The organism is Allobosea sp. 05T439, assembly GCF_056396005.1.
On the sequence record NZ_JBFTKP010000063.1, the window covers coordinates 1 to 21,503 of the forward strand.

Consider the following 21,503-nt stretch of genomic DNA (forward strand, 5'->3'; position numbering starts at 1 on the left):
AAGGAAGCGACCGTCAAGCGCTTCCACTATGACGATCATCGCCAGTTCGAGGCGCACCTCACAGACTTCGTTGCCGCCTACAATTTCGGCCGCCGGCTGAAGACCCTTAGGGGGCTCACACCCTACGAGTTCATCTGCAAATGCTGGACATCAGAGCCAGAACGATTCAGGCTCGATCCAATCCATCAAATGCCGGGACTGAACAGCTAGCGAGCCAATGGACTATCCCAGACGAGAAGCAGCAGCGCCTTGAGCTCGGTGAAACGCTCTGGCCCAAGTTCGATGCTCCACTCGCGCTCGATGTCGCGCAATATGACGACCATCTTCCGGAATGCGGCGTGTCCACGTTCGGTAAAGCGGATCTCCCGGGCGTTGCCGTCGCCCGGAACATCCGACCGGACGATATAGCCGAAGCCCTCCAGGCTCCGGAGCAGTTGGTTGATGGCTTGCTTGCTCATGCCGGCTCGCTCGGCGAGTGTGGCCGGGCGAACGTGGTCAGGACCGGGAAATTGCAACACCGCCATATGCGGCAGGCGCAACTCGTCAAAGCCAGCGGCGTTGAGCTCCTTGATGAGCCGCCGCTGGATTGCCTGGGCTGGAACGCGCAGCAAGGCGCCGATCAGCATGTCCTCGGTTCGCATCGGCAGGCCTTCTGAGATAGATCGTTGACTTTCGGTAAATGGCGTTTACCATCAAATGGTAAATGTAGTTTACCAAATGAGGTTTCGCAATGCCGCAGCCAGCCATAGGTCTCTGCATCAACCCTTCCGACGAAGCCATTGTGACCAGTGGGCTCGCGGTCCATTTCCTGCTGACCGGAGAGCATTCGAACGGCAGCATTGCGGCCTTTGAACTACTGGTCCCAGCGTCTCAGCGATTACCAGCTCCCGCGCACAGCCACGACCACTATGAAGAGACGATCTATGGCATCGACGGCGTCCTGACCTGGACGGTCGACGGGAAGCAGATCGATGTTGGGCTAGGGCAGGCACTGTGCATTCCGCGAGGCGCCGTTCATCGGTTTGATAACAATGGGAATCAGGACGCGAAGACACTTTGTGTGATTACGCCGGCCGCGATTGGACCGGAGTATTTCCGCGAGGTCTTCGCAGTGGCCAACGCGGCACACGGTGGTCCACCGGACCGGGCCAAGATAGTCGAAATCATGCGCCGTCACGGCCTTACGCCAGCAGTGCCCCAGATTTAGAGGCCAGGAGGATCAGCAGGCGCTGATTTTTTCCCTGCGGCGTCAGCCAGGGTATCCGCACCACAACCCTGCTCAGTCATCCCGAGACAGGCGGGATCAAAAGCCTCTGGCAGGGTCGCAGCGGTGTGGCCGCGAGGGACGAGCTCCAGAGCTTCGTTCCCAAGTCGAGCCCGTTTCGTGCAATGCCGTCCGCGTCGAAGCAGCAACCACCACGCGCTTTCGTTGGACCGAGCCGCTGGAAAGGCCCGCCGTTTCCGGCGGGCCTTATGAGGTCACTCGATGATCTGAACGATCTTTCGGGTCTTGGGTTCGACCAGCACCGGTTGATCGTTGATGACGGTGTAGCGATACTCGGTTTTGCCGTAACGAGCCGGCACMTCGTGGTAGGTGACGGTTTCGGGAAGAGTGGCCCCGACGACAACCTTCTCCTTGTAGGCCACTGACGGCACCTTCTGTTCCCTGACATTCGTGCGGAATTCAGTGCGATGGTCGGCGGCGATGCCGCCAACGATCGCGCCGCCCACGGCGCCACCAACACCCTCCAACCGCCGCACCTGCAGGCCCGCCAACATTGGCGGCTCCGACCGCTCCGGCCCCGGCACCGGCCGCGGCGCCGCCTGCAGAACCAGAACTAGACTGCGCAAACACTGCGGCTGGCGTAATGGCGAGCGCTGCAACAAGCAGAATCTTCTTGATCATGTCGACCTCCCAATGGCCCCCGGCGACCTGTAGAATGGCCTTCTAAGGCAGTGGTTCCATKGACGTTTGTTCAGAATTAGACTCGACTGCCAATGATACTGTTTAGAGTTTCTCTAACGTCGGCGCATGGGATATTCTTTGGTAATGGCGAGCACAGGGTCCCCCACTAAGTTGACGATCCGGACAGGGGTCGAAGCGGCTTCTGCGCGAGAGCACTTGCGACGGCTTAGGGACGCTGAAAGCGGATCGAACCATCAATCCGGGTCGGTGCACGAGCGGGAGAGGATCGCCCTCGAAGAAGCTTTGCGAGCGTTCAAGGCCTCGCGGCACCCAACGAAATTGTAGGGCCGCAATACTACCCCGCAGCTAACTGCCGTTATTTTTTATCGCGGGCACGGGTAGACGACGCACACTTTTCTTGGGGAATGTGCAGGTGGCTCTACCGGATTGAGCGCGGCTTCCCGTGATGAGTTGGCGTTGCTAAAAGGCTGCGGTTAGGGACTAGTCCTGCGCACACATCGCGTCGTCAATCTCCTGCTCGATCTCAAGGGCTAGCACGCGGCATTCCTCCGCGCGTACGCGGCCCGCTTGCGAATAGATTTTCGACCAATGGGCCGCCGCCTCGCACGCCAGATCATACTCTTCGAGCAGGTCCGGCAGTACCGAGATGCGGCCGCATCTAACCCGCAACTCCGTCGGTGCAGACATTAGATCAGTAGAACGCTGCGCAAGATACCTTCGTCGAAAATCACGGTATGACGAATCGTCAGTGCAGTCGAAAAATCTAAAGTCGCATGCCTCCGTCCACTGCGATCTCCGCACCATTGATATAATTTCCATCTGGCAAGCAGAGCAGAAGGGCAATACCTACGCAATCTTCTGGAACGCCTATTCGTCCGAGCGGAATACGCGCGATGGCTTGTTTTTCGCGGCCTTGTTGTGCGAGTATCGCGCGATTGCGGTCGGTGCGGATGGCACCGGGCTGGATGACGTTGAAGGTAACGTCTGCAGCCCGCGTGGTGCGAGCCAAATTCAAAATTATGTTTGTCTGCGCGGCCTTGGTGGCTGCGTAGTAGAGACAATCGTCGTTCGCCCTCATCTCCTGGACAGATCCAATTGCGATGACACGGCCAAAGTTCTGGGCACGCATGCCCGGCAGGAAGGCCTTCAAGAGGCGTGCGGTCGCGTGCAGATTGACCTCACTCTGCATGGTCAAAGCGTCGTCGCTCAAATTGTCGAGCGTCTGGCGGATTTCAGTTGAGGCGCATAACACAAGAATGTCGGGCGCGAGCGCTTGCGCTCTCAGTTCAACGACCATTCGCTCAACGGCATTGGGCTCGGCAAGATCAGCGATAAGCGATACGGCCTTAACATCGCCATCACCATCGCCGAGCCGACGGGCAACCGCGAGCGCCTCGTCGTCGCGGTCGTGGACCACGAGGCGAGCGCCTGCACCGGCGAGCGCCGTCGCGATCGCAAGTCCGATGCCGCGAGCCGCGCCGGTGACCAGCGCGACACGTCCTGAAAGCGCCCCTGCCATCAGCCGAGAAGAGGCTTCACGCGCTTGACCGCGTCGTCCATCGCCTGCTGCGGCGGCTTGATGCCTAGCACGGCGGCTTGCGTCTCCTCGATGAAGATGTCGTGGGCGCGGGCCTGCTCGTCGAAGGCCGGGAGATGGATGCGCGACGCCTTCAACGCCGCTGCCTCGTCGGCCGCATAAGGCATCGCGGCCTTCAGCGTCGGCTCGGCATAGGTCGAGATCCGCGTCGGTCCGTTGCCGTTCAGGGCCATCGCCATTGTGCCGGCCTTGGACGACAGGGCGCGGATCAACTCCCAGCTCAGCGGTTTCTGTTTGGCGTTCTTCGGGATCATCAGCGCCCAGAACTCGACCGTCGGAGCGAAGGCGACCTTGCCGGCGAGGTCCGCGGCCATTGGCGGCAGCAGCGATTTGAAGCGCCCGCCATATTTGCCCTTGCTCGGGTCGTTATAGGTCACCAGCCGCGCGAAGGGGTTGATCGTGATCGCGGCACGGCCCTGCTGCATCCAGCTGGTGATCTCCTCATTGTTCACCGTGGCGAAGTTCCGCGGCAGCACGCCGGCCTTGTAGAGCTCGGCCAGCACTGTCAGCGCCTTGACCATGCCGGGCTCGGCGGCGACCAGCTTGCCGTCCGGCGTCATGTAGTCGCCGCCGAGGCAGCGGGCGAGCGTCAGGAAGTTCGAGGCGAAGGCGGCGGTGAAGGCGAGGCCATAGACCTGCGTGCCGTCATCGCGCTTGAAGGTGAGCTTGCGCGCCGCCTCGATCAGCTCCTCGAACGTGGTCGGCAGCTTGACGCCACGCTCTTCCAGCAGCGCCTCGTTGTAGATCAGTGCGTTGGTGGCGTGGCGGACCGGGATGCCGTGCAGGGCGCCGTMCAGCTTCAGCGGCGCGACCAGGCCGGGCGCGAAGTCCTCCGGTGCCTCCAGCGCCGCCTCCTTCATCAACCCGTCCAGTGGCTCGAAGAGCCTGAGGTTGCGCGGCACCGCGCGGCCGTTGAGCAGGTAGCCGACGTCAATCGAGGTCTCGCCCAGCGTGACCTCGCGCAACAGCCGCTCATGGATGGCGTTGTTGTCGCCGAAGGTGACCCAGTTGACGCCGGCGCCGGCCTGATTGCGCCAGGCCTCCGTTGCGTCGCCGCCGGGACCGGTGGTGGCGCAGGTCTGGTGGACCCGGTKACCGAGCGCGGTCACCGTCTTGGCCTGGGCCAGGGATGGAAGGGCCGCGAGCGCAGCGGCGCCGGCGGTTCCGGTGAGCAGGGTACGTCGGGAAATGGCGTGCATGGTGTCTACCTCGGAACGTTCGGTTTCAGGCAGCGGCGGTCTGTTCGCTCAGGCGGATCTCGACGCCGGCGCGCTCACTGACCAGGCGCAGGATGCTCGTGAAGTCGTCGCGCGGGTATTGCTCGGTCGTCTCGTCGAGCAATTGGAGAACCGCAGCGCCGAGCGTAAGCGGCACGCCGATCTCTTCAGCGAGCTTGGTGGCGAGGCGCTGGTCCTTGCGCGCCAGGCGCGACATGAAGCCCGGCGAGAAATCACCCAGAAAGGCCTTGCCCGGCATCAGCTTGTGCAGCCAGGCGTTGTTGGTGCCAGTGCCGCCGCTGATCCTGACCATGAGGTCGAGCGGCAGGCCCGCCTTGAGGCCGATTGTCATAGCCTCGGCGATGGCGCTGACGATGCCGGCCGAGAGGAAGTTGTTGACGAGCTTCATCGCGGTGCCGTTGCCGAGCTCGCCGCAATGGGTGATCGTGTCGGCCATCCGGCGCAGCAGCGGCTCGACCTCCTGGAAGACGGCGAGATCGCCGCCGATCATCAGAGCGAGCGTGCCGGCACGGGCGTTCTCAACGCCACGCGCCACGGGGCTGTCGATCATCCGGATGCCACATGCCGCGAGGCGGGCACCGACGCGCCGGCTGGTGACCGGATCGATCGTGCTCATGTCGACATAGATCAAGCCGGGGCCAGCATTCGCCTCGATGCCGCCAGGACCCAGCGCCGTCTCCTCGACATCGGGAGCATCGGGCAGCATGGTGATGACCACGTCGCTCTGGCGCACGAGTTCGGCGATGGTCGCAGCGCGGTGGGCGCCGGCCTTTTCCGCTTCGGCGAGCGCGGCCTCGCTGAGATCGAAGACCGTCAGCGGATAGCCGCCACGCAGTACGTTGAGCGCCATCGGCAGGCCCATCGTGCCGATGCCGATGAAGCCGATTCTGGCGTTGGGAGACAAAGTGGCAGCCATCAGGATTTCACCATGGGTTCGACGCGGCGCTTGAGATCGGCAACGCCCTGCTCGGGCGTGACCTGGCCAAGGGCGACCGCCTGGACGGCCTGCGCGAGCGCATCGCCGGCCTCGACGGCGCGATCGAAAGCGGGCAGCGGCGGGCGGGCAACGGCCAGGACCTTTGCCTCGGCGGCGGCGTAGGGCACCGCATCCTTGACGCGCTGGTCGTCATAGGCGGAGGCCCGAACCGGGCCGTTGCCATTGAGGGCGCCCCGGATCACCGCCTCCTTCGCGGTCATCGCCTTGACAAGCGACCAGGCGAGCTCCTTGTTGCGCGAGTTCTTCGGGATGACGAACGACCAGAACTCTGTCGTGCCAACGATGGCCCCAGTGCCGAAATCGCGCGAGGCCGGCGGTGCGATCGCGCTGATCTTGCCGGGAAACTGGCTCTTCTGCGGGTCGTTGAAGGCGAAGTACCGGCCGAAGGCGAAATGGCACATCGCCGCCCGCCCGGCCTGCATCTGGGTGATGACCTCGTCCTGCTTGAGAGTTGCGAAATTGCGCGGCAGGGCGCGTGCGGCGTAGAGGTCGCGGAAGACCTCGAAGGTCTTCAGCATGCCGGCCTCGTTGGGAATGACCTTGAGGTCCTCGCTGATGAACGGCGCGTCCCAGGCGAGCGACAGCGTCACCATGTTGACGTAGCTGACGCCCTCCATCGCAAAGCCGCTGACCGGCACGCCGGCGGCGTTGGTGAACGTCGCCGCCTTGGCGATCTCGATCATCTCCTCGATCGTCTTCGGCGCCGCCGCGAGCTTGCGCTCTGCGAGGATGGCCTCGTTGACGTGCAGCCCGGTCGTGGCATGGCGGAACGGGATGCCGCGGATCGAACCGCCGACGCTCAGGGCCTTGACCATGCCGGGCGCGACTCCAGCGAAATCCTCGATCGGATCGGCCTTCTGGAGCGCATCCAGCGGCTCCATCAAACTGAGCACGCGAGGAACGGCGAGGGTGTTGACGACGAAGCCCAGATCGAAGCTCGTCTCGACCAGGCTGGCCTCGCGCAGCAGGCGCTCATGCAACGGCGCGACGTCGAAGGTCGACCAGTTGACGCCGGCGCCGGTCGCCCTCGACCAATCGCCGATGATGTCGCCGCCCTTGCCGCCTTCACCGGTCAGGACGTTACGGTGGACCCGGTGGCTGATGATGTTGAGCGACTTGGCCTGCGCCCGAACGAGGGCGGGCATGGCCAGAACAGGGAGCGCGAGCGCGGTCCCGGCAAGAAGCGCGCGGCGCGATGGCTGGTAAAGCTTGGTCATGGCGCCCCCCTAAGCCGGAAGCAGCGGCTGGACGCGCTTGACCAGTGAGGCCATCGCCTCCTCCGGCGTCTTCATGCCGAGCACGGCGGCCTCGGCCTCCTCCTTGAACAAGTCGCCGGCGCGGGCCGCCTCGTCGAAGGCCGGCAGCGGGATGCGCGCCACCTTGAGCACCTTCAGCTCCTCGGCGGCATAGGGCACGGTCGCGGCGAAGCTCGCGTCGGCATAGGTCGAGGCGCGGACCGGGCCGTTGCCGTTGAGGGCTGCGCCAAGCGTCGCCTGCTTCGAGGCCATCGCCTTGATGAAGCTCCAGGCCAGGTCCTTGCGCTTGGAGTTCTTGGGAATGCAGAGGCCCCAGAATTCGACCTTGGCGGGGGCGGCATCGTACTTGCCGGCCAGCGCCTTCGAGGCGGGCACGGCAATGGTCTTGATCTTGCCGGGGAATTTCGACTTCTGTGGATCGTTGTAGATGCGGTTGCGGCCCATGCTCTGCAGGCTCATCGCGGCCCGGCCGGTCTGCATCCAGACATTGACGTCCTCGGTGGAGAGCGTCGCGAAATTGCGCGGGAAGGCGCCGGCCTGGAAGAGCTCGCGCAGCAGCTTGATAGCGTTCAACATCGGCGGCTGGTCGGCGACGCATTTGTAGTTCGGCGTGATGAAGTCGCCATCCCAGGCGCGGGCGATGTCGATGACGTTTGGGTAGGTCACGCCGGGCATGCACAGGCCGACGACGGCAGTCCCGTCGGCCCTGCGATAGGTGCAGGCGCGGGCCATCTCGACCATTTCCTCGATCGTGGCCGGCGGTTTGGTGAAGCCCTTCTCGGCCAACAGTTCCTCGTTGTAGTGCAGCCCGGAGGAGGCGTGCCGGAAGGGGATGGCAACCTGCTTGCCCCCGACCTTCATGCCCTCCATCAGACCCGGGAAGATGTCGGAGGCGTCATCGAGCGGGTCGCGCTTCATGAAGTCGTCGAGCGGTTCGAACAGGCTCGCGGCGCGCGGCACGGCCTGGGTGTTGAGCAGGAACCCAACATCGACCGAGGTCTCGCCCAGACTAGCCTCGCGGAATAGGCGCTCTTGCAGGGGGCCGGTATCGAAGGTGGTCCATTGCACCGTGGTGCCGTTCTTGTCGCACCAGGGCTTGGTGATGTCGCCGCCCTGCGCGCCCGTCGCGACCGTCTGCATGACGCGATGCGCGAAGAGGTTGAGCGGCGCCGTCTGCGCCAGCGCGGCTGCGCTGTCGAGCCCGACGAAACTCAGCCCGATGAAGCCTCCGAGGACCTGCCTACGGTCCAGCCCTGTCCCTGTTGTCACTGTTGTCTTCCTCCCGGATTGTCGCGATTTCCGCGATGGCGGCTTCAGCCGCTTCGAAATGCTTGCTCATGGCTCGCTCAGCCCATTCGCCGTCACCAGCGCGAATGGCCTCGACGACCTCAACATGGCGCTCGTAGGTCTCGCGCCAGTCACCGGTGTTGCGGGTGCTGCGCGAGTTGAACAGCTCCATGATCTCCCGGTTCAACGGGCGCAGCGCCCGGATCTGCAGGTCGAGCAGGGTGTTGCAGGCCGAGGCGGCGATGGCCTCGTGGAAGTCGAGATCGGCCTCGATCCAGCGCGGCACGTCGGCCCAGGAGGTCTCGAGCCGCTTCAGGATCTCGGTCAGCTTGACGACATCGGCCTCGGAGCGACGCTCGGCGCTGTAACGGGCGATTGGCGGCTCGAGCACGCGGCGCAATTCGACGGCCTCCGTGAGGCCGGTCTTGCTGCCGCGTACGGCAAACCGGAAGAAGCGGTCGAGAGGGGCGGCGTCGAGCGCCTGCACGCGCGTCGGCTTGCCCTGCTGGATATGGACGACGCCCATGGCCGCGAGCTGGCGGATGGCTTCGCGCGCGATTGGCTTGCTGACGCCGAAGGAGGCGGCCATGCGCGCCTCCGAGGGCAGCACGTCGCCGGGCTTGAGGCGGCCGTCGTGGATCGCTTGCGTGATGCGCTGGATCAGGGCGTCGCCGAGCCGCGTCGGCACGACGTCGACGTCGGCGAACGGATCATCCTCGATAAGGGCCGCGGCGGGATCGGTCATTCACAAGCTCCAAGGACATGATTGACAGATGCCAGCCAAGTTGGCAACTGTGCAGCCTATATGATAAGTTACCGTCCTGGGGAGGACGCATCGTTATGCCGGCTCGCAGCATCTCGCAGATCGTTGCCTATCCGCTGCGCGCCGTGCTGGCCAAGGCCCAGCGCACCTCGCAGGGCGACTATCCCGCCATCGAGGTCGTCGTCGTCGAAGTCACGACCAGCGACGGCATCACGGGCTTCGGCGAGGGGCTGTGCAGGCGCGGCGCAGCCGGCTATGCGCGCTTTATCGAGGAGGCGTTCATCCCCCGCCTGATCGGCAAGGACCCGGCCGACCGGCGCGCCCTGTGGAAGCTGATGCGCGGCGCGCTCTCGGGCCAGCCCGGCGGGCAGATCGTCGAGGCCATCTCGGCCATCGACATCGCGCTCTGGGACATCGCCGGCAAAGCGGCGGGGGTACCGATCCACAAGCTGCTCGGCGGCATGGGCCGAACCCACGTTCCGGCCTATGCGTCCTCGATCAACTGGCTCGACGACGCCACGGTCGAGGGCGAGGTCGCGGCTGCACTCAAGGCGGGGTTCCGCGAGATCAAGGTCAAGCTCGGCCACCCCATCAAGGACGCGATCGCGCGGGCCAAGTTCATCCGCAAGCTCGCCGGCGACGAGATCGCGCTCTATGTCGATGCCAACTGGGCCTATGACGTCGACGACGCGCTGGTCGTCGGGCGGGCGCTGGCAGATCTAGGCTATGGTTTCTTCGAGGAGCCGATCGCACCGCATGACCGTGCCGGCTATCGCCGCCTCGCCCAGCACCTGCCGATCCGCCTTGCGGCTGGCGAGAGCGACTACGTCGCATCCGAGGCGTTGGCGATGCTCCAGGATCGCTCGCTCGGGCTGATCCAGCCCGACGTCTCGCGCTCGGGCGGCATCACCGAGACCTGGCGCATCGCTGAACTCGCCGCGAGTTTCAACACGGCCTATGCCCCCCATGTCGGCTGGTCCGGTGCGATCTGCGTCGCCGCCAGCCTTCAACTGGCCGCGGCGGCCGAGACGCTGCGTACCTTCGAGTGCATGGTATACGCCAACCCACTGCGCGATTCCTTCACGCATCCGGTCGTCGGCGAAGGCAGCCAGCTCGTCGACGGACAGCTCCTCGTTCCACAGGGGCCGGGCCTGGGTATCGAAATCGACCGCGACATGCTCGCGCGGCATCGGATCGCTTGAGCGATGCAGCAGCGCTCGCGCCTTACCGCCTTCGCATTGGTCTGGCCGGTCCAGATGATGGTCGGCGGCATCATCTTCCTGCCGGCGATCTATGTGTTCTGGCTCAGCCTGAACCAGTCCTCCTTCGGGCAGGCGGCCACCTTCGTCGGCCTCGCCAACTACGCCAAGGTGCTGAGCGACCTCTATTTCTGGCGGGCGCTGGTCAACACGGTGATCGTCGTTGCCGTCGTCGTCCATGTCGAGCTGCTACTCGGCCTGCTAATGGCCCTGTTCTTCGCCTCCGGCATCCCCTTGCGCGCGCTGATGCTGGCTGTGGTGCTCGCGCCCTATGCCGTCTCCGAGGTCTCGGCGGTGGTGATGTGGCGCTACCTGTTCGAGCCCGATGTCGGGATGATGAGCCAGCTTCTCGGCGCCATCGGCCTGCCGCCAATCGAATGGTCGGTGAATCCGAGCCACGGCCTGCTGATGGTCTGCCTCCTCTCGATCTGGCTGCACCTGCCCTTCAGCTTCGTCATCCTGTACGCCGCCCGCCTCGCCATCCCCGGCGAGCTCTACGAGGCCGGCGCGATCGATGGCGCCTCGGGCTGGATGGCATTCCGCCGCATCACATTGCCGCTGCTGATGCCAGCGTTGCTGATCGCCGCGCTGTTTCGCTACATCTTCGCCTTCCGGCTGTTCTCGGAGGTCTGGCTGATGACCGGCGGCGGGCCTGCCCGCACCACCGAGGTGATGGCCGTCTACCTCTATCTCGAGGCCTTCCGGTACAACTCCTTCGGCGCCGCAGCCGCCACCGGCTGGCTGCTCGTGCTCGCGTCGCTCCTGCTCGCGCTGGTTTACCTGCGCGGGCTCTACAGGGAGATGTTCGGCAAGCATGCGTAAGCGCTCCCCCCTCATCACACTGTTGAAATTCCTCGGCGTCCTCATCATCGCGGCCTGGTCGCTGGTGCCGATCACACTGATCGTGATGTCGTCCTTCAAGGCCGACCGCGATATCTTCTCGGCCGCCTCGCGCTTCAAGTTCGAGCCGACGCTGGCGAACTACGCCATGCTGTGGAGCCGCTGGGGCGACTTCTTCACCGGGCTGTGGAACAGCTTCATCGTGACCACGGGGGCCACCGTGCTCGCCGTCTCGGTCTCGCTGCTCGCCGGCTACGCCTACTCGCGCCATGCCAGCAGGACGCTGCAAGCGAGCGCCTTCTTCCTGATCTTCATCAGGTTGATACCGCCGATCGTGATCACGCTGCCGCTATTCCCGGTGGTGAACTGGCTCAAGCTCAACGACACGCATTTCATCCTGATCCTGCTCTACGCGACCTTCTTCGTCTCGCTCGGCACGATCGTGATGCGGACCTTCATCGACCAGATCCCGCGCGAGCTCGACGAATCCGCGATGATCGACGGCGCCTCGCAATTCCAGATCATCCGGCGAGTGATCTTCCCGCTGGCGGCCCAGGGCATGCTCGCGGTCGCGGTCTTCGTTATCGTCTACGCGTGGAACGAATTCCTCTTCGCTTTCATCTTCACCACCACCAGGGCCAAGACCGCGCCTCTGGTCGTTGCGGAGATGATCGGCGCGGTCGAGGGCGTGGAATGGGGGGTGCTCTTCGCCGCCTCCGCCATCCAGCTCCTGCCCGTGCTCGCCTTCGTCATCCTCATGCAGAAACATCTCGTCGCCGGGCTTACGGCCGGCGCGGTGAAAGGATAGTCATGACCCAACTCGACGATATGCGCCGCGCCATCCGCGAGGCCGACCCGCAGCTCAGTCGTTTCGACCCCCTGCCGCGCATCATCTGCCTCGACGATTTCGATCGCGGCATGTGCGGCTGGACTCAGCTCGTCGGCAATTACGAGATCTCGCTCGACCAGATGCTCCCCGGCTACGCCCAGCACTCGCATGCGATGCTTTCGACACTGCCCAATTGGGACTTTGGCTCGCATGGCGGCGTCGATGGCTCCTATGCGCTGAAGCTCGCGACAAGGGCTAGGGCGGGCGCGCAGAACGTCACACTGAAGCGCCTGACCTTCCGCAAGGCCGGCCCGATCCGGATGGAGTGTTATTTCACCTTCAAGCCCGAGGCTAACGAGCTGCAGCTGATGGAGACAGATGTCCGCTCCTTCGGCTTCCTTTACGACCTCCAGGTGGGCGATCAGGCCGGAGCAGGCGGTCAGCGCGTAATGCCGCACTTACGTTTCCTCAACGCACAAGACGGCAAGCACCTCCAGAAATGGCAGTTCAAGCGCAAGACCACTGAAATCTTACCGATCGGCAATGTCGGCAAAACGATCTCGCACTACCACCTCGCGCCAACCGATTGGGAAGACCTGCCCGGCGGCGAGCAGAAGCTTTGCTACAACGAGATTCCGACAAAGATTAACTGGCACTATTTACGATTTGATTTCGATCTCGCCACGATGCAGGCGACCGGATTCCAAGTGAACGACCGTAAATTTGATCTCTCGACTTTCGAGCCAATCCGCATTCCGGCCATGAAGAATCTTTGGTGCATGCTCAACCTCTGCTTCTTCGCTGAGACGGACACCGACAAGCGCGCTTTCGCATATCTCGACTCCGTCTGCCTTTCGGGAGATTTCTAATGCTGCCTGAAAACCTCACTGCCGTCGTMGCCCGCAACGAGATCTGGACCGGAGACAGCGCGACGGAGCCTTACGAAGCCGGCTGGGCCAAGGAGGTTGTCGTCTTCGTTCGGGCGTTGAAAGAGCCGATCGGAGCGCTGCCGAAAGCGCGCATCGAGATTTCGGCGGACGGGATGCATTGGGCGCCGGAAGGCTCGGAATTCGAGCTGCCGGCGGCGAAAGATGCGGTGACATTCCAGCGAGTCGCCCATTTCGGGAATTTCCTACGCGTGGCCGTGACGCTACAGGAAGGCGTCGAGATTGCGGTGTTGGTGACATTTCATTTGAAAGCTTAAAGATACAATTGCGCAGCAAGCAATATTGTGATTGATGAGAAACGCGTGAATTGGGTTACTACCTAATACTTTATAGAATAGAACGCCATCTAGCAAAGTCGTCAAATCACGGGCGGCTTTGCTAACCATCTGTGAAACACCCACTGTCAGGCGCGATGGGTGCATCAATGCGGCTTTGGCTTCGCGCTCAAGAGTCTACGACCTAACCAGCGACTGCCGCCTCGCAAACCGCAGAATCACACCCAGCGATGCCGCGAGAGGTATCGCCAACAGCCTTGGCATGAGAATAGAAGAGGTGCTCGTTGCATCCATTCTGATAGCCACTCCTCTCCCCGTCCTCAAACCGACAATTGATGATGTTGGGTCCGCAAGGCCCGTGACGATTGGGCTGGGCAGCGAGCCGAAGGCGCTCGGCATAGCCCCCCCGACATTTGCGACGAAGAACCGTTCGCCAACTTAACCGTAATTGGAGATGTTGGGCCAGTTGCGTTGCCCGGACGCACAAACACGTTACTATTACGTTAAGGAAATTATCGAGTTGCCGCGCGGATCGAGCCCAGCCGCGCGTTTTCAATCCAGTGGCGGGCGTTAACAGGTGAAGTCATGAATACGCTGCTCGCACTCCCTGTGGCCGCCCTGATTGGCCTCGCCGGTCTCGTCTTCACCGCCAGTGACGCTGAAGCCCAGCGCCGTGGAGTCGGTGCAGGCGGTGGTTACCGAGGTGGTGCGGTGGGTATTGGTTCCCGCGCTGGATACCGTGCCGCTGCCGTTGGCGGTGGCTACCGAGGTGGATATGGTGGCGCGTACCGTGCCGGATACCGTGGAGCCTACCGTGGGGCGGCATACCGTGGCGGTTACTACGGCAATCGTTACTACGGTGGCCGGGCGCTCGCAGCAGGCGTCGGACTCGCAGCAGGTGCTGCCTATTACGGCAACGGTTATGGCTACGGCTCTGGCTATGGCTACGCCGCGCCCGCCGCCTACGGCTACGGTTCTGGCTATGCCACTCCCGCCGCCTACGGCTACAATGTCAATGGCGTCTATAGCGACGCTCCCTATGCCACCACCACGTATTCCGGCAGTGCATGTAATTGCAATCAGGGAACCGTGAGCGGCTATTCGCAGCCCGTCTACTACGGCACGCCGGCCTCAACTTACTATGGCGGCGGCGGCTACTACGGGGGAGGCTACTATGGCCGCGGATACTATGGCAGACCTGTCCTTCGTGCGGGCATTCGCCGCGCCGCATATTACAATAACCGACCAGTTGTTGGGCACTACGGTAGGCGCTGGTAAATCTCCAGCCCCAACAGGCATCAGCGCACTCGTCGCGCTCCTTGTTTGAGCGGAATAGACGTAGCTCAGCGGTGGGATGCTGGTCATGTGCATCCAAGCATGAGAGCACGGTAAGAGGTTCGACCGCGATGTTGAGCCTCTGGTGCCGTCAACTCCACTCGCGCCCCGCCATTCATTGCCGCAGCTTCGTCCGTCGGCATTTTCCGCCAGCCCTCACGGCCTTGGCCAGTGCGCGCTTCTGCCCGACGATGACGACCAGCCGCTTGCCCCGCGTCACGCCCGTGTAGGGGAGGTTGCGGGCCAGCATCATGTAGTGCTGGGTCGCGACCGGGATGACGACGGCGGGGCAGGTTCGCGACCGATCCCGACGTCTTTGAAGGGCGTCGGGGAGCAGTTACAGGGGCAGGCAACACGGGCCTCCGATGTGCCAATAGCAGAAGCCGGTTCTGCTTCGCCCGCCAGCCATGCCGCAGTCACGCGTGTGTCGCCGAAGGAGTGGGCGGCGAAGCGAGTTCGTGGAGTATGGTGACTAGCTCAGTGTGAACAGGCGATGTCCGATCACTGAACACCTCGATTGGATTTGCTTAAGTGAGCCGGTTGATACGTGTGAGCAGGCGAATGCGCTGACGGAGGGTAAGTTTGGCTTCGGACGAGCGCCCGATGCTGCTAGGTGGCGGCCCAATCCTCGACATTCTGACCGGCCAAGCCTAGAAGCCGCCTGCCGTGCACGGAAGGGCGCCCCTCCATGAAACTCCGCCCCGACACGCTGGCGATGACCGCCGTCCTCGCCATGCTGACGGCGCTCGGCCCGCTCTCGACCGATTTCTACCTGCCCTCGCTGCCCGACATCGTCCGGGTGATGCAGACCGACATCGCCGGCGCGCAGGCGACGCTGTCGGTCTTCCTGTTCGGCTTCGCCGGCGGCCAGATCTTCTGGGGACCACTCTCCGACCGGGTCGGCCGCAGGCCGGTGCTGCTGGTGGGGCTCGGCATCTTCATGGTGTCGACATTGGCCTGCGCCTTCGCGCCCTCGATCGAGGCCCTGACCATCGCCCGCGCGGTCCAGGCGCTGGGCGCGTCGGGACCGATCGTGCTCAGCCGCGCCATGGTGCGCGATCTCTATGAGGGGCCGCGTGCCGGCCGCGAACTGGCCCGCATGGGGATGATCATGGGGCTGGTGCCGGCGATTGCGCCGGTGCTCGGCGGGGTGCTGCAGCAGGCCTTCGGCTGGCGCTCGACCTTCGTCGCCACGCTGGCCTTCGCCGCTGCCGTGGTGGCGATGGTGACGTTTCTTCTGCCCGAGACGATCCGGAACCGCTCGCGCGAGCCGCTCTCGCTGGGCTCCATCATCCGCGGCTTCGGCACGCTTTTCGCGAGTCGTGCCTTCCGCGTTTATGTCGCGCTGACGGCGCTGGCCTACGGCGGGCTCTTCGCCTTCATCTCCGGCTCGTCCTTCATACTGATCGGCATCCATGGTCTGACGCCGGTCCAGTATGGCCTGTCCTTCAGCCTCGTCGTGCTTGGCTTCATTCTCGGCACGATCCTCGCGCAGCGTCTGGTCGCCCGCCGTGGCATGGACGGTGTCATCGCGCTCGGCGTGCGGTGCCTCGCCGGCGGAGGCCTTGCCATGCTGGTCTGCGTCGCTGGCGATTTCGGTGGCGTGGCCGGCGTTGTGCTGCCGATGGCGCTCTACACCTGTGGTGTCGGCCTCACGATGCCGCAGGCCCAGGCCTCGGCGATGATGCCCTTCCCGGATAGCGCCGGCGCGGCCTCATCCTTCACTGGGATTTGCCAGATGTTGTTCTCGGCCTGCGTCGGCCTCCTCGTCGGACATGCGCTGAAGAGCGGCGCGCTGCCGTTGCCGCTGGTGATGTCGGCGATCGGCGTCGCCGCGCTCGTGCTGTTCAGGGCGAGCGCCGCCGTGCGGGCGGCCAGGATCTAGCGGTCAGCCGTAACGCCCATCACTCGTCCGGTCCTAGTGAAATTAATTGCACATCATCGTGGAAAAAAACCCGCAGTGCCGCGGCCACACGCTGGCTTCTACGGGGTTTCAATCACCCGGACTTCCCTCGGGAGGCCACCGGGGTGCCAGTTGGACTATCCGCTACTGCGGCTCCTCCGGCCGTCGAAGCGGGTCATGGAAAGATCTTGCAAGGCCCTATGGTGCTCCCGGTAAGCAACCTGGTCAAGAAATGACAGGATCAGCGTTCATAGGCGCTCGGATGGATCTCGCCGGCCTTGATGCGGGCAATGATGCCGTCCGCGTAGTCGGACACCCTGTCCCACAGCGCTGGTAATGCTCGTTCATGCCTCGCTCCGTCGGAAGAAGCGGATGGCTGCGCGGAGGGCCACTCGTGGCGGCAATGACGAGGCGAAGGCATTTGGTCGCGGCGATGCTGGTGGGCTTGCTCCTTTAGCGCAGGGCGGTCGCAGCCCGCTCGATCTCTGCCTTGTACGTGGCGCAGAACTGCGTCGGGCCGGCTGTCGACTCGGCCAGCACCCCGTCTCTCGCGGCCTCCATCGCGCTTCGCGGACGGTTGGGATCTGTTGCTTCGCCCTCGCGAGAACGCCGGTGGGCAGTGATGTGCACTTGTCATGATAGGCCGTGACAAGCGCGATGCCGCGCGCGGCCCACTGGTTGGTCGCGACTGCGCGATCGATCTGATCATTGCCGACATCCGCGAGGAGCTGCGCGGCCGCCCCTATGACCTGGTCGCGGTCGCCGGGGGCTGGCAGCACCGGACGCGCGGCGCCTTCGGGCCGGCAATCCGGGCGGTCTCGGCAGCGCCGCAAGCGACCGCCGGCCTGTCACCGAGCGAGATGCTGTTCCTGTCCGGGATCGCTTATCTGCAGCCGATCACCCGCAGCGAGCTMGGCAAGGTCTTTGGCAAGGAGATGAGCCGCGACAGCGTTGCGGCGCTAAAACGCGCCGGCGTGATCACGGCCGGACCGCGCAGCCCGGAACCGGGGGCGCCCTATACCTATGTCACGACCGACACATTCCTGTCGGTCTTCGGTCTCGCCAGCCTGCGCGACCTGCCGGACCTGGAAAAGCTCGAGGATGCCGGCCTGCTCTCGAAGGACACGCTGTTGGTTGAGGAGATTCCGAGGGGTGGCGGCGACGAAGGGGAGGGCGACACGGAACGCGACGACCTCCCATTTGATGATCCGGATCCGGCGGATGGAACTGAGCCTCGGCTCTGAACCGAGATCGCACAGCCGTCCCGGCCACGCCCCGAGTCGCGGAGATTATCCGCGGATAGTGGATAGAATCTAACGTTAGGTACCCGGCCACAATCGTCCAAGGTCACTCCCCGCCCCGCTAGATCGAGCAGGGAGCGTGCTGTCTCAGGCAACGGTGTCAGCAAGGTCCTTGGCAACTTTGAATTTCACGACCGTCTTGGCCGGAACATCGATCATCGCCCCAGTCGAGGGGTTGCGGGCTTGACGGGCATCGCGTTTCGCCGCGGAGAGCTTGCCGACCCCGCCTAGAGTGACATCGTCACCTTCGTTGAGCGTCTTCGATACGACAGCGGCCAGAGAGGTGAGGATCGCTCCGACATCAGCCTTCGACTTATTGGTCTCTTCGGCAATGGCTGCAATGAGTTCGTTCTTAGTCATCGGAAATCCATCTAAGTTCGGGAATCCCGACATAGTCCGGCAATACCGATATGCAAGAGGAGGAAAGCCGGCCCCTGGTGACGTGTGTCGGTGGCTCTAAACGTTCGCCTTAGCCAAGACCTTGTCGTTCCATGGATGATTTAGAGACTACAATAGAGAAAAGCTGCAAGAAATAGCTCTGCATTTTTGGAGGCGGAAGCTTCGGTGCTTCGGATTATGCGCCAGCGCCGGAGGGGGGACCGTGCCGCGGCATCGCAGCACTGAGTTTCGCCTCCGCCAAGAGAGCTCCGCGGTCATTGCGCCAGCGCCATTCACCCTCGGCTGCATAATTTATCGTGCGAAGAGTTGAATACCTCGTACCGATCGCTGAACTGGCGATCTTCGCAGCGAGTACTGCTTCAGGGGCTCGGACGCCGATTTTGCCAAGAAAAGTCACGGCATTAAGTTCCGAGGGCTCCCACCAATCTGCAATTACGCCGAACACGGCCAAACGTCCGTTGTGGGCAAATCGATGTTCCTTGAGGATTTGCGCCTGTTCGGCCTGCATCAGCGTCGGGACTTCTTCCCACACGCCGTCCATTACGGCGATGGCGACGTGTTTCTGGTTGGAGCCGATGACCTTGAACGTAGAGTATCGCCCTGTCTCCGCCGGTGCGAACGTGGAATAGGGCCTGGTTCGAAAAGCGTAGACCGTCCCCGCCGGTGGTAGGCCCTCGTGCGAGGGGGCAGCGACAGGTTCATCCGTGTCGGCGAGTGTGCGCAGGCATGATGTCGCGACCATGGGCATCCTCCGACGGCAGCGTGCCAGAAGGTTGCAACGTCCGCCATGGCCCTGTGGGCTAAATTCACAGTCAGCGGAAGTCCCGCGTCTTGACCCTGATCGGATCAAGTTCGAGGGCTGGATGTGGCATTTTGCATGGAACCGTATCTGCGCGAAACGATCTGTAATGCTTCATCCGGCAGCAGTCGCTGAATTCCCTTCGACCCAGCTGGTCGACACCGCCAAGCTGCGCTGGCGGATCGAGCGAGACCATCAGGAGCTCAAGCAGGAGCTGGGCCTGGGTCACTACGAAGGCCGAGCTTGGCGGGGTTTCCACCACCACGCCAGTCTCTGTATCGCCGCCTACGGCTTCCTGGTCGCTCTGAGGAGACGATTCCCCCCTCAGCTCCAGCTCGCGCCCAGGGCCGCCAAACACCTGGCCTTCCCGACGGTTATCGACCGCGGGGATCCTCCCGGTCCGTACCGAGCGGCATGTCCCGACCTCGATCCCGATCCTCAGGCGACGCCTGACCGTGGCCATGGCCAACCGTCTGCAACGATGTCCATGCTGCACAAGTTCCATGGACGCTCAGCGACAGACACGCAATTTATGACGCAGTAAGATTAGAAGCGGCTCCCATTTTTCCGCATCGGCAGGGCGAGTTGGCCGAGCCGGATCAGCAGAGGGAGCGCACTGGGTCACTGCGCCTGACCGTGAGGCGCGGAGGTGGCCAAGAGCAAGTCGTCGATTGCCTTCTTGAGGGATAGGAGCCCTTCACGGCTACTCTGAAGCTGGCACGAAACGACCGGGACGATGGGGACGGTCTGGTCGCGCATCACGGTGGGGCGACTGGTAATCAAAACGATGCTGTAGAGGCCKTTCCCGTGCAGGAGGCCGCCGACGCCGTCGAAGGCTATCGTCGCTGCCCCATAGTCGACGGCGGCAGGCCTTGAGGTCTCCTCGGATGTGGCCAAAATCTAACCCCTTCCCCCTTATCGGAATATTGCCTGACCCTGCCTCACGGCTAGGATTGCAACCGCGGTCCTGAAGGCCAAGCTCGGGGCGCGCGACAATGCGCGCGACAAACGTCTTGACGGTCACACCAAAATTAGAAGCGGCGGCTTGGCCCGCGACGAGCATCATCCCGCCAGCCACAAGTGCGCGCATCCAAGTCTCCCCCTTTGGCGAGTGTGCGGACTAACAGGTGTTTCGGGAAGGGGCTAAAGGGCGCGCCTTTCGCTAGACCGACGTCCTATGAACGAGGGTTGCCCTGCCCGTGGAATGGAGGGACCCACGTGTTGGTGGCTCTCCTTTCATCCTATTGGGTGGCTCCCCAATCAAATTGATGGCGGGCTCCTGAAGCGATTGAATATTCGAGATACGCAGGGTCACGCAGGACGCCGATTCAGGGGGCAAATTGGATGCCTATTCACAGCAGGGTGGGCTCTCCATCATATCGTCCGTAGCTGTCTTTGGTTGATAAAGGCCTCGTACGCTAAGGTCGAACGAAACATGAACGAAATCTCCTTGTGTCTCGCGACTTCCGCGGCAGGGCGTCTGATCCCAGTGGATAACCGTGCCAGCTCGGCAACATTCACCGGTAGTTGGTGCTGCGTGCGGGGTTGAGCAGTGGCAAGGCGCAAGATTCTCAAAGCTCAGGATCGACGGGAGCTTTTAGACATTCCTGCCGATGAGGACAGCCTGATCCGACGACGGCGGTCGATTGCACGGCGCGCAATTGTCGCGTGACCTATTGTGAAGCCAGCGCTCGACCCATTCGGCAGATATTGCCAATAACCGTTCATTAATAACATGAGATTTAGCTGAGAATACCGAATCGTAGGCTATCTGTATTCACGAACCTGTACGGAGGTAGTGGATGACGGGGCGCGACTACTTAACGACTGACCCAGCACTGGCTGAATTTTTGTTGCACCCGGTTTCCGTCAGCGTGGGCGCGCCACGACTTGCAACGACTGCCGAGCGGATTATTCAATCTCCCCAATGGATGAAGCGCCGGCGCGTGCATGAGACGACGCGGCTCTTAGCTTGGCTTTCAGCCATTGTTGCTAGCGCAGTCTGGCTCTCGGCACCGCCCGCCTACGCTCAATCCGCGTGCATAGGGTTTAGTGGAAACGGAGGGGTTACCCAGATTGGCCCGCCTCCATGTACCGTCGGCAATATCCTTGTCGGCTTCGGGACGGCGATCACCGCCACGCTTGGTGCCAATGTGACCGCGAACGGTTCGGTGACGGCCCGGGGGTTCGGGACCGGAATTGATGCCGGCACCAATTCGATCGTCATATTGAACGGTCCGGTGACAGCGAGTGGCCTGGGGTTGGGTGCCAGCAGCGGAGCACGGATCGAGGCCAACGGAATCGTGTTGAGCAATGACGGCGGTGGCGGAGCCATCGCCATGCAGGCCAACGGCGGGACCATCATCGCACGCGCCGTTACTGTGAATTGGCCCAATGGCGGTGGTCAAAGTCTCGTGCAGGCCCTGGCCGGAGGGCTGATCGAGTTTACGTCCGGCTCCTCGATCAACAATCCCAATGGCGGTATCCCGTCCGCCTTGCTCGCTGACGGCGCGGGCAGCCGCATCATTGCCGATGGCCTGCTCGTTTTCAT

General features: G+C 63.1%; 21 protein-coding genes and 2 pseudogenes. 12 read left to right on the forward strand and 11 right to left on the reverse strand.

Annotated elements, in window-relative coordinates; all coding sequences use genetic code 11:
- Positions 1 to 210: IS3 family transposase (locus AC1DIO_RS32925; protein ID WP_476769809.1), on the forward strand; the 210-nt coding region annotated here is incomplete at its 5' end.
- Here AC1DIO_RS32925 and AC1DIO_RS32930 read toward each other — a convergent pair.
- Positions 207 to 641 (reverse strand): MarR family winged helix-turn-helix transcriptional regulator, encoded by a 435-nt coding sequence (locus AC1DIO_RS32930; RefSeq protein ID WP_476833162.1) that lies wholly within the window; start codon positions 639 to 641, stop codon positions 207 to 209. The genes AC1DIO_RS32925 and AC1DIO_RS32930 overlap by 4 nt on opposite strands.
- Before the next feature lie 89 nt (positions 642 to 730).
- Here AC1DIO_RS32930 and AC1DIO_RS32935 point away from each other — a divergent pair, with 89 nt between their 5' ends.
- The gene (locus AC1DIO_RS32935) at positions 731 to 1,207 is read left to right on the forward strand and encodes a cupin domain-containing protein (protein WP_476854727.1); all 477 of its coding nucleotides are present in this window, start codon (positions 731 to 733) and stop codon (positions 1,205 to 1,207) included.
- 272 nt (positions 1,208 to 1,479) lie between these two features.
- Here AC1DIO_RS32935 and AC1DIO_RS32940 read toward each other — a convergent pair whose 3' ends face one another.
- From AC1DIO_RS32940 to AC1DIO_RS32970, 7 genes are all read right to left on the reverse strand, one after another.
- A complete protein-coding gene (locus AC1DIO_RS32940; protein ID WP_476854728.1) occupies positions 1,480 to 1,779 on the reverse strand; it encodes a DUF1236 domain-containing protein in 300 nt (99 codons plus the stop codon).
- 911 nt (positions 1,780 to 2,690) lie between these two features.
- Entirely contained in the window at positions 2,691 to 3,446 is a 756-nt protein-coding gene (locus AC1DIO_RS32945; protein WP_476777109.1) for an SDR family NAD(P)-dependent oxidoreductase, read from the reverse strand.
- Positions 3,446 to 4,723, reverse strand: a complete 1,278-nt coding sequence (locus tag AC1DIO_RS32950; protein WP_476854729.1) for an ABC transporter substrate-binding protein — start codon at positions 4,721 to 4,723, stop codon at positions 3,446 to 3,448. Before AC1DIO_RS32950 ends, AC1DIO_RS32945 begins: the two co-directional genes overlap by 1 nt.
- 25 nt (positions 4,724 to 4,748) lie before the next feature.
- Entirely contained in the window at positions 4,749 to 5,678 is a 930-nt protein-coding gene (locus AC1DIO_RS32955; RefSeq protein WP_476777107.1) for an NAD(P)-dependent oxidoreductase, read from the reverse strand.
- Positions 5,678 to 6,976 (reverse strand): extracellular solute-binding protein, encoded by a 1,299-nt coding sequence (locus tag AC1DIO_RS32960; protein ID WP_476777106.1) that lies wholly within the window; start codon positions 6,974 to 6,976, stop codon positions 5,678 to 5,680. The genes AC1DIO_RS32955 and AC1DIO_RS32960 overlap by 1 nt, the downstream gene beginning before the upstream one ends.
- A gap of 9 nt (positions 6,977 to 6,985) precedes the next feature.
- Complete coding sequence (locus tag AC1DIO_RS32965) at positions 6,986 to 8,284, reverse strand: ABC transporter substrate-binding protein (protein WP_476777105.1); 1,299 nt, start codon at positions 8,282 to 8,284, stop codon at positions 6,986 to 6,988.
- Positions 8,256 to 9,047 carry a FadR/GntR family transcriptional regulator gene (locus AC1DIO_RS32970; protein ID WP_476777104.1) on the reverse strand — a complete coding sequence of 264 codons (792 nt, stop codon included), beginning with the start codon at positions 9,045 to 9,047 and terminating at the stop codon, positions 8,256 to 8,258. Before AC1DIO_RS32970 ends, AC1DIO_RS32965 begins: the two co-directional genes overlap by 29 nt.
- A 95-nt stretch (positions 9,048 to 9,142) precedes the next feature.
- Between AC1DIO_RS32970 and AC1DIO_RS32975 the strand changes: the two genes are divergently transcribed.
- The 6 genes from AC1DIO_RS32975 (at position 9,143) to AC1DIO_RS33000 (ending at position 14,493) form a co-directional block, all read left to right on the forward strand.
- Entirely contained in the window at positions 9,143 to 10,267 is a 1,125-nt protein-coding gene (locus AC1DIO_RS32975; protein ID WP_476833166.1) for a mandelate racemase/muconate lactonizing enzyme family protein, read from the forward strand.
- A 3-nt stretch (positions 10,268 to 10,270) separates the two neighbouring features.
- Positions 10,271 to 11,146: a carbohydrate ABC transporter permease gene (locus tag AC1DIO_RS32980; RefSeq protein ID WP_476769634.1), complete on the forward strand. Its 876-nt coding sequence runs from the start codon at positions 10,271 to 10,273 to the stop codon at positions 11,144 to 11,146.
- Positions 11,139 to 11,972: a carbohydrate ABC transporter permease gene (locus tag AC1DIO_RS32985; protein ID WP_476769635.1), complete on the forward strand. Its 834-nt coding sequence runs from the start codon at positions 11,139 to 11,141 to the stop codon at positions 11,970 to 11,972. Before AC1DIO_RS32980 ends, AC1DIO_RS32985 begins: the two co-directional genes overlap by 8 nt.
- 2 nt (positions 11,973 to 11,974) lie before the next feature.
- Positions 11,975 to 12,862 carry a DUF6772 family protein gene (locus AC1DIO_RS32990; RefSeq protein WP_441509036.1) on the forward strand — a complete coding sequence of 296 codons (888 nt, stop codon included), beginning with the start codon at positions 11,975 to 11,977 and terminating at the stop codon, positions 12,860 to 12,862.
- Positions 12,862 to 13,197 (forward strand): hypothetical protein, encoded by a 336-nt coding sequence (locus AC1DIO_RS32995; protein ID WP_441509037.1) that lies wholly within the window; start codon positions 12,862 to 12,864, stop codon positions 13,195 to 13,197. The genes AC1DIO_RS32990 and AC1DIO_RS32995 overlap by 1 nt, the downstream gene beginning before the upstream one ends.
- A 603-nt stretch (positions 13,198 to 13,800) precedes the next feature.
- Positions 13,801 to 14,493 (forward strand): hypothetical protein, encoded by a 693-nt coding sequence (locus AC1DIO_RS33000; protein WP_476854730.1) that lies wholly within the window; start codon positions 13,801 to 13,803, stop codon positions 14,491 to 14,493.
- Positions 14,494 to 14,665: 172 nt separating this feature from the next.
- Here AC1DIO_RS33000 and AC1DIO_RS33005 read toward each other — a convergent pair.
- Positions 14,666 to 14,839: pseudogene (locus AC1DIO_RS33005) on the reverse strand (ATP-binding domain-containing protein); the annotation flags it as partial.
- Between the two features lie 399 nt (positions 14,840 to 15,238).
- On the opposite strand from AC1DIO_RS33005, the gene AC1DIO_RS33010 reads away from it, so the two are divergent.
- A complete protein-coding gene (locus tag AC1DIO_RS33010) occupies positions 15,239 to 16,435 on the forward strand; it encodes a multidrug effflux MFS transporter (protein ID WP_476769637.1) in 1,197 nt (398 codons plus the stop codon).
- 653 nt (positions 16,436 to 17,088) lie between these two features.
- Positions 17,089 to 17,697: an SMC-Scp complex subunit ScpB gene (gene scpB / locus AC1DIO_RS33015; RefSeq protein ID WP_476769638.1), complete on the forward strand. Its 609-nt coding sequence runs from the start codon at positions 17,089 to 17,091 to the stop codon at positions 17,695 to 17,697.
- Positions 17,698 to 17,841: 144 nt separating this feature from the next.
- On the opposite strand, the gene AC1DIO_RS33020 is transcribed toward scpB, so the two are convergent.
- Both AC1DIO_RS33020 and AC1DIO_RS33025 read right to left on the reverse strand, forming a co-directional pair.
- Positions 17,842 to 18,114, reverse strand: coding sequence for an HU family DNA-binding protein (locus AC1DIO_RS33020; RefSeq protein WP_476769639.1), 273 nt, complete (start codon positions 18,112 to 18,114; stop codon positions 17,842 to 17,844).
- 214 nt (positions 18,115 to 18,328) lie between these two features.
- On the reverse strand, positions 18,329 to 18,895 hold the full coding sequence (locus AC1DIO_RS33025; RefSeq protein WP_476854731.1) for a hypothetical protein: 567 nt from the start codon (positions 18,893 to 18,895) through the stop codon (positions 18,329 to 18,331).
- A gap of 205 nt (positions 18,896 to 19,100) precedes the next feature.
- On the opposite strand from AC1DIO_RS33025, the pseudogene AC1DIO_RS33030 reads away from it, so the two are divergent.
- Together AC1DIO_RS33030 and AC1DIO_RS33035 are read left to right on the forward strand one after the other, a co-directional pair.
- Positions 19,101 to 19,405 (forward strand): annotated as a pseudogene (locus AC1DIO_RS33030) (IS701 family transposase); the annotation flags it as partial.
- A 1,349-nt stretch (positions 19,406 to 20,754) separates the two neighbouring features.
- Positions 20,755 to 21,503 (forward strand): hypothetical protein (locus tag AC1DIO_RS33035; RefSeq protein WP_476854732.1); only part of this gene is annotated, 749 nt, incomplete at its 3' end.

Excerpts from the sequence above, each read along its gene's own strand:
- AC1DIO_RS32930 (WP_476833162.1), bottom strand. The coding sequence starts at position 641 with ATGCGAACCGAGGACATGCTGATCGGCGCCTTGCTGCGCGTTCCAGCC.
- AC1DIO_RS32935 (WP_476854727.1), top strand. The coding sequence starts at position 731 with ATGCCGCAGCCAGCCATAGGTCTCTGCATCAACCCTTCCGACGAAGCC.
- AC1DIO_RS32945 (WP_476777109.1), bottom strand. The coding sequence starts at position 3,446 with ATGGCAGGGGCGCTTTCAGGACGTGTCGCGCTGGTCACCGGCGCGGCT.
- AC1DIO_RS32955 (WP_476777107.1), bottom strand. The coding sequence starts at position 5,678 with ATGGCTGCCACTTTGTCTCCCAACGCCAGAATCGGCTTCATCGGCATC.
- AC1DIO_RS32960 (WP_476777106.1), bottom strand. The coding sequence starts at position 6,976 with ATGACCAAGCTTTACCAGCCATCGCGCCGCGCGCTTCTTGCCGGGACC.
- AC1DIO_RS32970 (WP_476777104.1), bottom strand. The coding sequence starts at position 9,047 with ATGACCGATCCCGCCGCGGCCCTTATCGAGGATGATCCGTTCGCCGAC.
- AC1DIO_RS32975 (WP_476833166.1), top strand. The coding sequence starts at position 9,143 with ATGCCGGCTCGCAGCATCTCGCAGATCGTTGCCTATCCGCTGCGCGCC.
- AC1DIO_RS32980 (WP_476769634.1), top strand. The coding sequence starts at position 10,271 with ATGCAGCAGCGCTCGCGCCTTACCGCCTTCGCATTGGTCTGGCCGGTC.
- AC1DIO_RS32985 (WP_476769635.1), top strand. The coding sequence starts at position 11,139 with ATGCGTAAGCGCTCCCCCCTCATCACACTGTTGAAATTCCTCGGCGTC.
- AC1DIO_RS32990 (WP_441509036.1), top strand. The coding sequence starts at position 11,975 with ATGACCCAACTCGACGATATGCGCCGCGCCATCCGCGAGGCCGACCCG.
- AC1DIO_RS33000 (WP_476854730.1), top strand. The coding sequence starts at position 13,801 with ATGAATACGCTGCTCGCACTCCCTGTGGCCGCCCTGATTGGCCTCGCC.
- AC1DIO_RS33010 (WP_476769637.1), top strand. The coding sequence starts at position 15,239 with ATGAAACTCCGCCCCGACACGCTGGCGATGACCGCCGTCCTCGCCATG.
- AC1DIO_RS33020 (WP_476769639.1), bottom strand. The coding sequence starts at position 18,114 with ATGACTAAGAACGAACTCATTGCAGCCATTGCCGAAGAGACCAATAAG.
- AC1DIO_RS33025 (WP_476854731.1), bottom strand. The coding sequence starts at position 18,895 with ATGGTCGCGACATCATGCCTGCGCACACTCGCCGACACGGATGAACCT.